At 69.3% G+C, this 14,334-nt stretch carries 14 protein-coding genes; 5 read left to right on the plus strand and 9 right to left on the minus strand.

All coding sequences use genetic code 11. The annotated features are described in order from the left end of the window. Positions 1-2: 2 nt before the first annotated feature. Genes K343_RS0102110 through K343_RS23125 form a run of 3 tightly spaced genes read left to right on the plus strand, consistent with a single transcriptional unit; the run spans position 3 to position 2,223 of the window. Positions 3-269, plus strand: coding sequence for an acyl carrier protein (locus tag K343_RS0102110; RefSeq protein ID WP_028006646.1), 267 nt, complete (start codon positions 3-5; stop codon positions 267-269). Next, positions 266-1,381, plus strand: a complete 1,116-nt coding sequence (locus tag K343_RS20590) for a beta-ketoacyl synthase N-terminal-like domain-containing protein (protein WP_051277855.1) — start codon at positions 266-268, stop codon at positions 1,379-1,381. The genes K343_RS0102110 and K343_RS20590 overlap by 4 nt, the downstream gene beginning before the upstream one ends. Continuing rightward, positions 1,375-2,223: a hypothetical protein gene (locus K343_RS23125; protein WP_051277856.1), complete on the plus strand. Its 849-nt coding sequence runs from the start codon at positions 1,375-1,377 to the stop codon at positions 2,221-2,223. Before K343_RS20590 ends, K343_RS23125 begins: the two co-directional genes overlap by 7 nt. A gap of 16 nt (positions 2,224-2,239) precedes the next feature. Here the strand turns inward: K343_RS23125 and darH are convergent, their stop codons facing one another. The 8 genes from darH to K343_RS0102160 form a co-directional block, all read right to left on the minus strand. After that, complete coding sequence (darH, locus tag K343_RS0102125; RefSeq protein WP_028006647.1) at positions 2,240-3,253, minus strand: BtrH-related acyltransferase DarH; 1,014 nt, start codon at positions 3,251-3,253, stop codon at positions 2,240-2,242. Then, complete coding sequence (locus K343_RS0102130; RefSeq protein ID WP_028006648.1) at positions 3,250-3,645, minus strand: DarG family dialkylresorcinol biosynthesis protein; 396 nt, start codon at positions 3,643-3,645, stop codon at positions 3,250-3,252. The genes darH and K343_RS0102130 overlap by 4 nt, the downstream gene beginning before the upstream one ends. After that, entirely contained in the window at positions 3,642-4,820 is a 1,179-nt protein-coding gene (locus K343_RS0102135) for a beta-ketoacyl-ACP synthase III (protein ID WP_051277857.1), read from the minus strand. The genes K343_RS0102130 and K343_RS0102135 overlap by 4 nt, the downstream gene beginning before the upstream one ends. Positions 4,821-4,825: 5 nt before the next feature. Continuing rightward, positions 4,826-5,761: a hypothetical protein gene (locus tag K343_RS0102140; RefSeq protein ID WP_028006650.1), complete on the minus strand. Its 936-nt coding sequence runs from the start codon at positions 5,759-5,761 to the stop codon at positions 4,826-4,828. A 249-nt stretch (positions 5,762-6,010) separates the two neighbouring features. Next, positions 6,011-7,375, minus strand: coding sequence for an MATE family efflux transporter (locus K343_RS0102145; RefSeq protein ID WP_028006651.1), 1,365 nt, complete (start codon positions 7,373-7,375; stop codon positions 6,011-6,013). A 128-nt stretch (positions 7,376-7,503) separates the two neighbouring features. Beyond that, complete coding sequence (rraA, locus tag K343_RS0102150; RefSeq protein ID WP_028006652.1) at positions 7,504-7,992, minus strand: ribonuclease E activity regulator RraA; 489 nt, start codon at positions 7,990-7,992, stop codon at positions 7,504-7,506. Between the two features lie 3 nt (positions 7,993-7,995). Then, complete coding sequence (locus tag K343_RS0102155) at positions 7,996-8,502, minus strand: disulfide bond formation protein B (protein WP_043112012.1); 507 nt, start codon at positions 8,500-8,502, stop codon at positions 7,996-7,998. A gap of 26 nt (positions 8,503-8,528) precedes the next feature. Further along, positions 8,529-10,061: a fumarate hydratase gene (locus tag K343_RS0102160; RefSeq protein ID WP_028006654.1), complete on the minus strand. Its 1,533-nt coding sequence runs from the start codon at positions 10,059-10,061 to the stop codon at positions 8,529-8,531. Positions 10,062-10,271: 210 nt separating this feature from the next. Between K343_RS0102160 and K343_RS0102165 the strand changes: the two genes are divergently transcribed. Continuing rightward, on the plus strand, positions 10,272-11,567 hold the full coding sequence (locus K343_RS0102165) for an alkaline phosphatase family protein (protein ID WP_028006655.1): 1,296 nt from the start codon (positions 10,272-10,274) through the stop codon (positions 11,565-11,567). Positions 11,568-11,695: 128 nt separating this feature from the next. Continuing rightward, positions 11,696-12,823: a cytochrome-c peroxidase gene (locus K343_RS0102170; RefSeq protein ID WP_245585094.1), complete on the plus strand. Its 1,128-nt coding sequence runs from the start codon at positions 11,696-11,698 to the stop codon at positions 12,821-12,823. A 56-nt stretch (positions 12,824-12,879) separates the two neighbouring features. On the opposite strand, the gene K343_RS0102175 is transcribed toward K343_RS0102170, so the two are convergent. Beyond that, positions 12,880-14,202, minus strand: a complete 1,323-nt coding sequence (locus tag K343_RS0102175) for a sigma 54-interacting transcriptional regulator (protein WP_028006657.1) — start codon at positions 14,200-14,202, stop codon at positions 12,880-12,882. Positions 14,203-14,334: the final 132 nt, after the last annotated feature.

A 14,334-nucleotide genomic window follows, 5' to 3' on the forward strand; every position in this document is an offset into this window, starting at 1 on the left:
CCATGAAAGGCTCGCAAGACGCGGCGCTGAAGCTGCGCCTCAAGCAACTGATCGTTCGCGAAACGGACAAGGCCGTCGATCCGGCGACGGTGCCCGACGACCAGCCGCTGTTCGGGCCGAAGTCGGCGCTGGAACTCGACTCGGTCGACGGCCTGCAGATCTCGATGGCGCTGCAAGTCGAGTTCGGCCTGCGCGTCGAGGACCCCAAGCAGATGCGTCGCCTGCTCGCCGACGTCAACACGCTCGCCGACCACCTGCAGCCGCAATGACGCGCGCGGTCTATCTGCGCGGCGCGCAGGCGCATTGCGCCGCCGGCGATGACGCCGCCGCGATCGCCGCCGCCTGCCGCGCCGACGCGCCGACGCCGGCCGACGTGCGCTTCCGCAGCCTCGGCAGCGAAATCACGCTGCCGTACTTCCGCGCCGCCGGCGTCGAGGCTGCGACGCCCGCTCTCGCCGCGCGGGCGCTCGGTGACGCCGATCGCGGCACACCGCGCCTCGGTCTCTACTTCGGCAGTTCCTCGGCCGGCATCGCCGCGCACGAGCGCGCCTACGTCGAGGCGCGCGCCGCCGGCCGCGACGATTTTCCGATCCGCTCGCCCGACCAGAGCCGCAGCGCGCGCCGCCTGCATGGCGCGCTCGGCCTGCGCGGGCCGTACTACACCCTGAGCACGGCCTGCTCGAGCGCCGCCAACGCCCTGCTCTACGCCGGCTTTGCGCTGCGCGACGGGGCACTCGACGAGGCGCTCGCGGTCGGCGTCGAGGAGGAGAACCAGGTTTCACAGCAGGGCTTCTTCAGCATGATGCTGGCGACGCGCGCGCGCAGCCGGCCGTTCGACGCGCGCCGCGACGGCATCGTGCTCGGCGAATGCGCTGCGGCGCTGCGCCTGTCGGCGACGCGCGGCACGGCGCGCTGGCAGCTGCTCGGCGGCGCCAGCCTCTGCGACGTCTCGCACCCGACCAATCCGTCGCCGCAGCGCATCGCCGACACCATCGCCGCCGCCCTGACCGACGCCGGCGTCGCGTCGCGCGAGGTCGCCGCGGTCAAGGCGCACGGCACCGGCACGCGCGCCAACGACCTCGCCGAAGCGCTCGGCCTGCGCCAGGTGTTCGGCGACGCGGTGCCGCCCTTCACCTCGCTCAAGCCGGTGTTCGGACACACGCTCGGCGCCTGCGGCGCGCTCGAGACCGCCGCCTTCGTCGCCTGCCTCGAACGCGGCTTCGTGCCGGCCACGGCCGGCTTCGAGGAAGAGGACGACGAATTCGGCATCGCGCCGCTGCGCGCGCCGGCGCCCTGGCGCGGCGGCATCGTCCTGCTCAATTATTTCGGCTTCGGCGGCAACAACTGCTCGCTGCTGCTGCGCGAGCTGCCGCCATGCTGAACATCGCCGGGTTCGGACGCCATGTCGGCACGCTCGGTACCGCGCCGGACGATTTGCGGGCGCAGCTGCAGGCGCTCGGCGTCAGCGTGCGCCGCGTCAACCGTTTCATCGAGCTGGCCCTGCTCGGCGCGCTGCGCTGCCGCGAGCGCAGCGGCGACATCGGCACCGACGCGGCGCTGTACGTGGCGGCCGAGACGCCGATGCTCAACGACTGCGTCAAGGCGCTGCGCTCGACGATCGCCGAGCAGCGGCCGCCGACGCCGTTCGAGTTCATGAACATCTCCGGCAACATGGCCGGCTTCTACATTGCCCAGCAACTCGGCATCGGCGGTCCGCAGCTCGCCGTCGCGCGCCGCCACGGCGGCCTCGAAGCCGGCATCGAACTGCTCGGCATCGGCCATCGCAGCCACCGCCGCGCGCTGCTCGGCTGCGTCGACGAAGGCGTCTGGCCGCTCGACGAGCAGCGCGACCGCCTCGGCCTTGCGGCCGACACGCCGCTGCACGAAAGCAGCCACTGGTTCCACATCGACGCCGACTGCGCGGCGCCGCTCGCGCGTGTCGCGGCGCTGCTGCCGCAGGCCGATTACGGCGCGATCGAGACCTGCCTGCGCGCGCTGCCCGGCGGCACGCGCCTCGCCCTGCACCCGCGGCTGGAGCGCGACGCGCCGCCGCTGCCGGCGACGCTCGAACGATTGCCCGGCCACGGCCTGCACGGCCAGGGCGCCTGCGCCGAGGCGCTGTACCGCTATCTGGACAGCGGCGCGCCGGCGCCGTGGTGCCATCTGAGCCGCGGCGAGGACGGCCTGTGGTATCTGCTGCACGTGCAGCCGGGCGCAGGCTGAAGCGCGGGGCCGGAAGCTACGCGGCGCGCGCCTTCGACCAGGCCTTGAGCGCCTCGTAGTTGGCGCGCTCCTGGGCGGCGCACTCGCGCAGCAGCGCGGCGAGTCGCGCCGGCGTCACGTCCGGCTTCTTGCGCGCGAAATGCGCGCCGGCCAGCGCGAAGCGGCGCCAGGCGTCGCCGCAGTCCGTCATGCGCTGTGCGGCAGCGCGCAGCGCCGGCTCGTCGAGCCGCTCACCGGCTTCCTGCAGGAAGGCCGCGTACATGAAACGGAAGCCGCCGCCGCCGGTGCCGATCTCCTCCTGCATGCGGATCACGTTGCCGACGAACAGACGCTGCCAGCGCAGGTCCGGGTTCTTGCGCGCGAGCGTCTCGATGCGCCGCGCAAGGGCTTCGATCGCACGCACGCCGACGTACGGAACCGGCGTGTGCAGCATCATCTTCCAGGTCTTGCCGATCGCGCGCTGCGTCGCCGCGCGCAGATCGAACTGCGCCGGCAGCGCCTGCGGGAAGTACAGCAGCCCCTTCGGCGCGAAGGTGCCGCGCGCGTAGCGCGCCTTGCGCAGGTCGGCGGCGGCGCAGCGCTGCGGCTGGTCGAACACCGGATCGCTGATCAGGTAGTCGTCGCCGTCCTTGCCGTAGACGATCAGGTTGTGCGCGTTGAAGTGGAAGCGCATTTCCGGCGGGAAGTACGGCAGCCAGTAGACCGAGGCCTGCAGGCCGACCGGACGGCCGCCGGCGAGCTCGGCGTCGAGCGCCGCCATCGCCGCGTCGGGATCGCCGAAGCGCTGCTTGCGCATCGTCAGGCCGAGCGCCTTGCGCAGGCCGCCGTAGACGCTGCCCGGCGGCATCCGGTAGGCGGTGATCGGAAAGCCGCCGACCTTGACGAACGGGAAGTGGAAGAAGGTCAGCGAGGCCGACAGGCCGAGCGCCATCGGCTCGCTGAGTTCGACGCCGTAGTGGCGCAGCAGGCTGCTGGTCACGCCGGTCTCGCAGTGACCGGCATGGCGATGCTCGAAGTTCTCGACTTTCACGGCAGTTTCTTGAGTTCGTCGACGCCCAGGCCGAGCGCGTCGGCGTAGGCCTGCAGGCGGCGCGCGCGCAGGCGCGCGAAGACCTGCGGCTGCAGCGCGCGGCGCACGCCGCAGCGCCAGAAGCCGGTGCTCTGCGCCAGCGTCGGCAGATCCATGCGGCGGGCGTACATGTGGTATTCGAGCGGCGAGCACTCGCCGCGCCGCGCGCGTTGCAGCGCTGCCTGCGCGAGCCGCTCGAACTCGGCGATCGCATCGCCGGTGACGGTCGCCTCGACCTGCCAGCCGCTCGAGGCCACGGCCTCGTAGTGACCGTTGCGGTCCAGCGCATAGACCGCCTTGCGCTGCTCACCGTAGTACGGCAGACCGTCCTGCGGTACCTCGTCGCGCTTCACGGACCGACCACCGTCAAGGCGACGAAGGCGATCGAGAAGCGACCGCTCTCCGGCACGTAGCAGAGAATGCGCTGGCCGGGCTGCAGGGTCTGCGAGCGCATCAGGTCGTCCAGCAGCAGGTACATCGACGCCGAGCCGACGTTGCCGCGATAGCGCAGGTTGGTAAACCAGCGCGAGCGCGGAATCTTCCAGTCGTCCGGCATCACTTCCCACATCACGTCGGCGAAGTGCGCCGACGAATAATGCGGCACGTACCAGTCGACCTCGTCGGCGCGCAGGCCACGGCGCTCGATCATCGCCTCGAAAGCGCGCCGCGAGCTGATGCGGATGCCGTCCTCGAGCAGGCGCACATCCTGCTTCAGCGACAGCAGCGAACGGTCGGCGACGGCCTGCATCGAGCCGAGCTCGCGCCAGCCCATCAGGCGGCCCTCGGCCGTCTTCTCGGCACCGGCGTACATGCAGGTCGGCAGTTCGTGCGCGTATGACCACTGGTCGATCCAGTCGATGCGCAGCGACAGTCCGTCGGTGCGCGCGCGGTCTTCCAGCAGCATCGCGCCGGCGCCGTCCGACAGCATCCAGCGCAGGAAGTCCTTCTCGAAGGCGATGACCGGCTTCTTCTCGAGCGCGGCGACGCGCGCCTCGTTCTCCGCCTCGAAGTTCCAGGCGCGCATGAAGGTTGAAGCCGTCTCCGAGCCGGTGGCGACGGCATTGCTCGTCAGTCCGGCCAGCACCGACATGTAGGCGTACTTCAGCGACATCACGCCGGAGACGCAGATGCCGGCGGTCGCAACGACCTCGCAGGGATGGCTGCCGAGTTCGCCATGCACCATCACGCCATGATTCGGCGCGATCTGATCGGGCGTGCTCGTGCCGCAGGCCAGCAGCTCGATGTCGTCGATCTCGAAGCCGTCGCCGGCCAGATCGCGGACCGCCTCGGCGGTCAGCTGCGCGTTGCTGTGCGTCTGGCATCCGGATTCCGGATCGAACACGTAATGCCGCGTCTGAATGCCGTTGCTGCGCAGCACCAGCGCGCGGGCTCGCGACGGCCTGCCGCCAACCTGACCGAGCACCGCCTCCATGCGGTCGTTGTCGACCGGGGCGTTTGGCAGGGCGGTGCCGATGCGCGTGATGAAGACTCCGGCCGGGCCGGACTTTTCCGAAGAACGAGCGGTCATTAACCTCAACACCCCAGCGATTCCGTCCCCGACCCCGACGGTTGTTCGAAATAGGCTTTCTGCGCGCGCAGGCGCCGCGCCGTCAGCGGCCGCAGCGCGGCACGCAGCAGCATCGTGACCGGCACGACGGTGACGATCATCGTGATCAGGAAAGCGGCGTACACGAGCAGCACCGGGCGCCGTCGCCAGGAGCCTTGCGGGCCGATCGCGCGAATCAGGCGCCCCCAGATCTGGAAGCTGCGCCGGCCGATGCGTTCGCTCGGCAGCAGGCGCACATCGGCATTGACGGCGCCGAGCCCGCGCAGCACCGGCGCGCGGCCGTCGAGGCGGCCGTCGCGCAGCGCGGCGGCGAGCGCGACGCCGAAGCGTGCGGCGCCGGCGATCTGCGCGTCGCCGAGGCCCGCCGCCGGCAGCCCCCAGAACGCGTCGCGACGGCCACTGAGCATCCAGCGCGGCGTGGTGATGAAGGTCGCGAAGCTGGGACCGGCGTCGGTCAGCACGATGTTGTCGGACAGCCGCGCGCCGGCGGCGGCGAGCATGTCCTTGACGCACTCCTGCGCGAGCAGCCACATGTTGCGGCAGCCGATCAGCGTCACCACCGGCGTATCGCGCAGCAGGCGCCGCCCCTGCTCGGAGCGCAGGAACGCGGTCACCGGCGGCGCCGGCGACAGGAACCAGACGGTGTACGCCAGGATCACGAGGTCGTAGCGCGCGTCGGCGGCGATCGGCAGCGGCTGCAGCTCCGGCGGATCCAGATGGACCGCCTCCGGAAACTGATCGAAGAAGCGGAAGAACGGCCACGGAAACGGATACGGCTCGCGCGGCTGCAGCGCGCAGCGGTCGACGGCGATGCCGGCCGCGCTCAGCGGCGCGCACACCGATTCGGCCAGCCGGCGCAATTGGCCGGTCTGCGAGTAGTAGACCAACAGAACGCGTTTCATTCCCCTTCCCGCCCGCATTCCCCGCACCCAAACGACAAGGGCGCGGTTTACGCGCCCTGGTCTCAAATATCGGCTGCGAGTGTAATCAGAATGTCATCGCCGCACGCTGCGCGCCGGCGCCGGAATGCGACGCCCGGCACATGTTGCACGGCAGGCGGCTCAGCCGGAGCGGCAGACTATAGCCATGCGCTTCCGCGGCCCGCAACGCAAAATGCCGCACTGTCAGGCATCCGACAGAATGTGGTGTCCTCAGGCCAGCGAGGTCCGCTCCAGCGGCGCCAGCTGGCGGTGCAGCTGGCCGCGCAGCAGCAACAGATTGAGCCCGAGCTGCAGCAGCGCCCCGGCGATCGACAGTGCCCACAGCCAGACCGGCGCGAAGTCGGCGCGCGACGACAGCAGCAGGCCGGCCGCGACGATGAAGCCGAAGCGCAGGACCGTGCCGAACAGCGAGGGCAGCGTGTTGCCGAAGCCCGCAAACACGCCGCCGCAGGCCATCACCACGCCCATCGCCAGCAGGTTCCACGAAATCCAGCGCAGGAACTCGGCACCGTAGCGAATCACCTCGGGATCGGGGGAGAACGGCCGGATCAGCGCATCCGGCGCCAGATGGAAGGCCACGCAGAACAGGCCGACGGCGGTCAGATTCAGCTTGAGCGCGTCGACGAAGACCTGCCGCACGCGGCCCGGGCGGCCGGCGCCGAAATTCTGGCCGACGATCGCCGCGGTCGCGAAGCTGATCGCCATCGCCGGCATCATGCCGAACTGCAGCACGCGCATGCCGATGCCGAACGCTGCCTGCGGCGCGGCGCCGAAGCGCTGCAGCATGGCCATGATGAAGCCGAAGTAGAACGCCAGCAGCGCGAGCTCGAGTCCGGACGGCAGCCCGATGCGGACGATGCGCCGCCAGAGCGTCGGATGCGGCCGCCAGGCCGTTGCGCGGCGATCGAGGAAGCGGTTCTGGCGCAGGACGTGAATCAGCAGGCCGCTCAGACCGGCCAGCACCGAAAGCAGGGTCGCGAGCGCCGCCCCGGCGACACCGAGCGGCCGGCCGGTGCCCCAGCCGAAGATCAGCACCGGCGCCAGCACGATATTGAGCAGCACCGTGCCGAGCTGGGCGAGCGAAGCCGTGCGCACGTCGCCGACGCCGCGCAATGCGGCCGACAGCACGAACATCGGAATCTGCAGCGCCATCGCCGGAATGAACGGCACGAGGAACTCGCGCGTCAGGCGTGCCGCCTCGGCGCTGCCGGCGAGTCGGTCGCTGTACGGGCCGTACAGGGCCAGCGCGACGGCGAGAAAGACCAGCGCCAGCAGCGCCGACAGCAGCTGCGACTGCGTGAACAGACGCCGCGCCTCGTCGAAATCCTTGCGGCCCGCGGCCTGCGCGACCAGCGCCGTGGCACCGACCGACAGCGTCTGCGCCACGGCCATCAGCGCCATCATCAGATTGCTGCCGAGCGCGACCGCAGCGACCGCGTCACGGCCGAGGCGGCCGACCCAGAAGATGTCGATCAGGCCGTACGCCGTCTGCACCAGCATCGTCAGCAGCATGAAGCCGCTCATCCGCAGCAGGTGGCCGCGGACGGAGCCGCCGGTCAGATCGCGCGCCGCCATGGGAACTTCCCGGAAAAAGGTCGCGTAGCGTGCCCGTCACGGCGACGGGCAGCAAGCGGCCGCGGCACGAAGGCCGCGGCCGAAATATTCCCGCTGGCGTCCCGGCCGTGGCCGGAACGGCGGACCGCTCAGGCCTTTTCGTGAATCGGCGCGTCGGCGACGACGATGCCGTCGGCATCGGCGTACAGCCACTGGCCCGGCTTGAAGGTCACGCCGGCGAAGGTCACGACGCGGTTGCGGTGGCCGGTGTGCAGACCCTTCTCCGACTTGCGCGGATGGGTACCGAGCGCCTTGATGCCGATTTCCTGTTCGGCCAGTTCCTCGGAATCACGGACGAAGCCGTTGACGACGATGCCGGCCCAGCCGTTGTCGACGCCGAGCTGGCCGAGGTTGCCGCCGACCAGCGCGCAGCGCGCCGAGCCGCCGCCGTCGACCACCAGCACCTGACCGTTGCCGCGCTCTTCGAGCAGCGCGCGCACCATCGTGTTGTCCTCGAACACCTTCAGCGTGACGACGGGGCCATGGAAGGCCGACACGCCGCCGAAATCGCCGAACACCGGATCGGCGACCTGCGCCTCGGGATGGGCATCGGAAAGATCGGTCGTCGCAAAGCTCATGCATTATCTCCTTTCAAGCGTCCTTGCCAGAACGGGCAGCAACAGGGAATACAGCGTCAGGCCGATGAAGCTGATGAGGACCCAGCCGGGCAGCGCGATGCCGAGCCACTGCGCGTCGATCTTGGCGCAGTTGCCGTCGCCGCGCAGCACGGTCATCACCACTTCGTTGACCGGCATCATCTCCATCAGATAGTCGAGCGTCGGCCCGCAGGCCGGCACCTGATCCGGCGGCAGGCTCTGCAGCCAGACGTGGCGCCAGGCGATGCCGATGCCGACGAGCGACGCCAGCGCCGCGAGCCCGGCGTAGACCCGGCGCCCCCAGTCGCGGGGACCATGGATCGCCGCGATCAGGAAGATCGCGCCGACCACCGCCATCGCCACGCGCTGGAAGATGCAGAACGGGCACGGCTCGTAGCCGAGCGTGTTCTGCAGATAGACGATCGCGAACGCGAGCGCACCGTAGCAGGCCACGAAGCCGAGCAGGCACAGCAGGCGGAAGTTCAGGCGCATCATCAGGCTCCGTGGCGGCGCCGCGCTCAGGCGAGCGCGACCGGGATCGTGCCGATCTTGCCGGCGATCTTCTGCTGCCAGAGCCTGGGGCCGGTCTCGTGCACCGAAGTGCCCTGCGCGTCGACCGCGACCGTCACCGGCATGTCCTGGACCTCGAACTCGTAGATCGCTTCCATGCCGAGATCCTCGAAGCCGACGACCTTGGCCGCCTTGATCGCCTTGGCGACCAGATACGCGGCGCCGCCGACCGCCATCAGATACGCGCTCCGGTGCTTCTTGATCGACTCGATCGCGACCGGACCGCGCTCGGACTTGCCGATCATCGCGATCAGGCCGGTCTGGCCGAGCATCATTTCGGTGAACTTGTCCATGCGCGTCGCCGTGGTCGGGCCGGCCGGGCCGACGACTTCATCGCGCACCGGATCGACCGGGCCGACGTAATAGATCACGCGGTTGGTGAAATCGACCGGCAGCTTCTCGCCGCGGGCCAGCATGTCCTGGATGCGCTTGTGCGCGGCGTCGCGGCCGGTCAGCATGCGGCCGTTCAGCAGCAGCGTCTGGCCCGGCTTCCAGCTGGCGACTTCTTCGCGGGTCAGCGTGTCGAGATTGACGCGCGTCGCCGTCTGCGTGTTCGCCTGCCAGGTCACCTTCGGCCAGTCCTCGAGCTTCGGCGTCGGCAGATGCGCCGGCCCCGAGCCGTCGAGATGGAAGTGCACGTGACGCGTCGCCGCGCAGTTCGGGATCATCGCCACCGGCAGGTTCGCCGCGTGCGTCGGGTAGTCGAGCACCTTGACGTCGACGACCGTGGTCAGGCCGCCGAGGCCCTGCGCGCCGATGCCGAGATTATTGACCTTCTCGTACAGTTCGAGGCGCAGTTCCTCGGCCCGGTTCTTCGGTCCCCGGCTCTTGATCTCGTGGATGTCGACCGGCGCCATCAGCGATTCCTTGGCCAGCAGCATCGCCTTCTCCGGCGTGCCGCCGATGCCGATGCCGAGAATGCCCGGCGGGCACCAGCCGGCGCCCATCGTCGGCACCGTCTTCAGCACCCAGTCGACGATCGAGTCGGACGGGTTGAGCATCGCCATCTTCGACTTGGCTTCCGAGCCGCCGCCCTTGGCGGCGCAGATCACCTCGACGTGGTCGCCCGGCACGATCTCGTAGTGGATCACCGCCGGCGTGTTGTCGCGGGTGTTGCTGCGCTTGCCGGCCGGATCGGCCAGCACCGAGGCGCGCAGCTTGTTGATCGGATCGTTGTAGGCGCGGCGCACGCCTTCGTTGACCATCTCGGTCACCGACAGCGTCGCGTCCCAGCGCGCGTTCATGCCGACCTTGAGGAACACGGTGGCGATGCCGGTGTCCTGGCAGATCGGACGATGGCCTTCGGCGCTCATCCGCGAGTTGGTCAGGATCTGCGCGATCGCGTCCTTCGCCGCCGGATTCTCCTCACGCTCCCAGGCTTCGCCGAGCGCCTTCACGTAGTCGAGCGGATGGTAGTAGCTGATGTACTGGAAGGCGTCGGCAATCGACTGGATGAAGTCTTCCTGGCGAATCGTGGACATTGACGGGCTCGGGACTTTTGCGGGGGCTGAAGCGCTGGGCGCGAATAACGGGAATTTCCGGGCGCGAATGCTAGCGGAAAACGGCAGTCGATGACCGCTCGCCAGCGTCTTGCTGACGCTCCGGTCATTCAAACGTCATCGTGGGGCCGTAGTTTTGCGGCCGTGCCGCCGTGCCCGCCGGCCTCCTCCCTTCCCCAGACAGAAAACAATATGTTCAGGAAAATCAAAGGCGCCGCCGTCGCAGCCGGCGCAGCGCTGAGCCTGTGCGCCGGGTTCGGCGTGCTCGTCGCCTGCAGCGATGACGACCACGGCAGCCCGATCAAGACGCAGCAGGACATCCGGCACGTGTTCGTCATCGTCATGGAAAACAAGAACTACGCCGACACCTTCGACACCAGCACGCAGAATCCGTACATGCGCGACCTGGCGACCCAGGGCGCGCTGCTGACCGAGTACTACGGCACCGGCCACGTCAGTCTCGACAATTATGTCGCGATGATGAGCGGCCAGCCGTCGACGAAGGACACCGAGAGCGACTGCTTCCAGGGCTTCAACGACGCCATCGCCGACGGCTGGGACACCGACAATCCCAAGGTCCTGAAGGTCAAGGACGGCGCCGGCTGCGTCTACCCGGCCAGCGTCAGGACATTCCCGAACCAGCTCGATGACAAGGGCTACCGCTGGAAGGGCTACATGGGCGACATGGGCAACGACCCGACCCGCGAAGCGGCGACCTGCGGCCATCCGCAGATCGGCGCGATCGACAATACGCAGGCGGCGCAGGCGCCGACCGCAGACGTGCCGGAAGGCGACCAGTACGCGACGCGCCACAATCCCTTCGTCTACTTCCACTCGATCATCGACGATCAGGCGTATTGCGACGCGCACGTCGTCAACCTCGACAGCCAGCTTGAGAACGACCTGAAGTCGATCGACACGACGCCGAACTTCGTCTTCATCACGCCGAATCTCTGCGACGACGGCCACGACGGCGACGGCACCGGCGCCAAGCCCTGCGTCAACGGCGACAAGGGCGGTCTCGCCTCGATCGACGCATTCCTGCAGAAGTGGATCCCGATCATCCAAGCCTCGCCCGCCTACCAGAAGGACGGCCTGATCATCATCAACTTCGACGAGTCCGCCGACATCCAGCCGGCCGGCACCGGCACGCACAATGGCAAGACGACGGTCATCCTCAATCTGCCCGGCGCTGCCTGCTGCGGCCAGAAGGTCGGCCCGAACGTGACGCGGCCGGACGACCAGTACCTGCCGGTCAGCGCGACGATGGAATACCAGCTGCACTACGTCGGCGTCGGCGGCGACCGCACCGGGGCGATCCTGCTGTCGAAGGCGATCAAGCCGGGCACGGTCAGCGACACGCCGTACAACCACTATTCGCTGCTCAGGAGCCTCGAAGACATCTTCGAGACCGGCGAGTACCTGGGCTACGCCGACGAGGACGGCCTGCAGCCGTTCGGCAAGGACGTATTCACCGCGCTGCCGTAAAGCCCGCGGTGTACACACGCGTTCTGGCGGGCGCCGCGGCGGCGCTCTGCCTCGGGCTCGCCGCCTGCGGGCGCGAGCCGGCCGCCCCGGCGTCGGCCGCTGCCGCCTCCGCCCGAACCCCGGCGGCGATGGCCGAACTCGGGCGCCTGGCGTTCTTCGATCCGTCACTGTCGGCGTCCGGGCGCCAGTCCTGCGCGAGCTGCCATGATCCCGCACACGCCTACGGTCCGCCGAACGCGCTGGCGGTGCAGCGCGGCGGCGCCGACCTGCAAGGCTACGGCACGCGCGCGGTGCCGTCGCTGCGCTACCTGCGGCGCACGCCGATCTGGTTCAAGACCTACGTCGGCAATCCGCGCGAACGTCTCACCGACACCGACAACGTGCCGGTCGGCGGCTTCACCTGGGACGGACGCTTCGACACGATGGCGGAGCAGGCGGCGTTTCCGCTGCTGGCAGCGAACGAAATGGCCAATGCCGGCGCCGAAGCCGTGGTGCAGAGCCTGTCGCGCAGCGCGTATGCCGATCAGTTTCGCAGCGTGTTCGGCGCCGACATCTTTACGCGGCCGGCCGATGCCCTCGCCGCGCTCGGCCAGGCGCTGCAGCGCTTCGAGCTCGACGATCCGAGCTTTCAGCCGTACAGCAGCAAGTTCGACGCCGTGCTCGACGGCAAGGCGCGCTTCACCGCGCAGGAACAGCGCGGCTTCGAGCTGTTCCGCGATCGCGAGCGCGGCAACTGCGCGGCCTGCCATCCCGTGCAGATGGGCGCGAACGGCGCGCATCCGCTGCTGACCGATTTCAGCTTCGAAGCGCTCGGCGTGCCGCGCAATCCGGAAATTCCGGCCAACGCCGATCCGGCCTACTACGACCTGGGCCTCTGCGGCCCCGTACGCACCGACCAGCGCCACGAGAAGTCCTGGTGCGGACTGTTCAAGACGCCGTCGCTGCGCAATGTCGCGACGCGCGGCGCCTTCTTCCACAACGGCCGCTTTCACACGCTCGAGGCGGCGCTGCGCTTCTATGTGCAGCGCGACGCGCGGCCGGCGCAGTGGTATCCGCATCCGGACGGCCCGCAGCTCTACGACGACCTGCCGCTGGCGCTGCAGGACAACGTCGACCACATCAATACGCCGCTGACGCAGCGCAAGGGCGACGAGCCGGTATGGAACGCAGCCGAGATCGGCGATGTGCTGGCGTTCCTCGCCACCCTGAGCGACGCCGACGCGCAGCCGGTGCCGCCCGCCCCGCAAACGCCGTGAACGAAAAAGGCCGGCCTGTTCAGGCCGGCCTTGGTCACGCTCCGCCGTGCTGCGGCTTACGCCACCGCGTAGAGCTGATGGCTGTGGTGGTTGGCCGGCTCCCAGAGCTTGAGACCGGCATCGATCTCCTCAGTCTGGATCAGCGTGTCGCCGCCGCGAATGCCGTAGTCGACGAAGGCCAACTCCAGCACGCGCACCAGCGCGCGGATGTTGCCGTGCCAGCGGCACTGCTTGATGCGCAGCCACGCTTCCTCGCTGACGCCCTTGGGCTGCGTCCAGCTCGTGCAGCGGTCCGAGAGCTTGGCCAGCGTGGTCGCGACCACGGCGATCATGTCCTCCTCGCGCTTGTGCAGCTCCGGCACCGACAGCGTGGCGGCGCCGATGCGCGTGAACTCGTCGATGTTCACCGAGTTCTGCAGCGTCTCCCAGCTGCGATTGGTCGCGAACACGATCGCGCATTCGAGCGGCTGCTTGGCGCTGGCGCCGAACGGCAGGTACTGGCCGTTGTCGAAGGCCTCCATCAGCACTTCCATCACCGGACCGGTGATGCCGTGGCTTTCGTCGATGAAGCAGACGCCGTCGCGCGCGTGCATGAACGCGCCGGTGCGCGCGCCGCTGCCGGCGAAGGCGCCGGACACGTGGCCGCAGAGCAGCGACTTCACCGCCGCCTTGTCGCCGGTGTTCTCGGCGGCGAGGTTCACGGACACGAAGCGGCCGCGATTGCGCACCAGGTAGTAGTAGAACGCCAGCGAGGTCTTGCCGCTGCCGGGACCGCCGAGCAGGTAGGTGCGATGGATGCCGTTCGCCGCGTAGGCGCGGATGCGGGCGACCAGCGCCTGCAGTTCCGGGCTGAACACGTAGAAATTGCGCATCGGCGAGCCCTCGACTTCGGTCGAGATCGGCATGCGGATCAGGTTGTCTTCGACCACCGGCATCAGGCGCAGCGGCAGCTGGCGGACCGCGCTCTCGGCGTTCGGCGCCAGCATCAGGCGCACGCCGGCCAGGCGGTTCTCGTTGCCGCGCCGCGTCAGCCATTCGCCGAGCGCGGTCAGCTGCGCGTTGGTGACGGCGACGATCAGCGTCGTGCTGCGGCCGGCGGCGCGCGCGGCGAGCACGGCGTCGGCGAGACCGTCGAGCAGGCTCGGCGCCAGCAGCAGGCTCAGCACGAAATCGGCTTCCGGCGGCACCATCTGCGCGCCGAGTTCCGCGGCACTGCACAGCTCGTGATGACGCCCTTCCGGGATCAGCAGCGAGAGATTGCGCGCCAGCTCGGGATCGCGGGCATGGAAATCCGACGCGTAGATGCGCAGATACGGCTGCGGCTGGCGCTCCAGCGTCGGCGTTGCCGGGCCCGACTTGCGTGTGCTGATACCGAACATATCCGTCCCCTGGACTCGATCGTGGGACGCAGCGTACGAGCCGCATAACGACGGCGCCGGCCGGCACCGATGAAGCGCTGCGCCCCGCCGACCGACGGCGCCTCGGCCTGGAACCGAAATTGCCTGCGTCGC

Source organism: Solimonas flava DSM 18980, from assembly GCF_000426685.1.
Classification (GTDB): Bacteria; Pseudomonadota; Gammaproteobacteria; order Nevskiales; family Nevskiaceae; genus Solimonas; species Solimonas flava.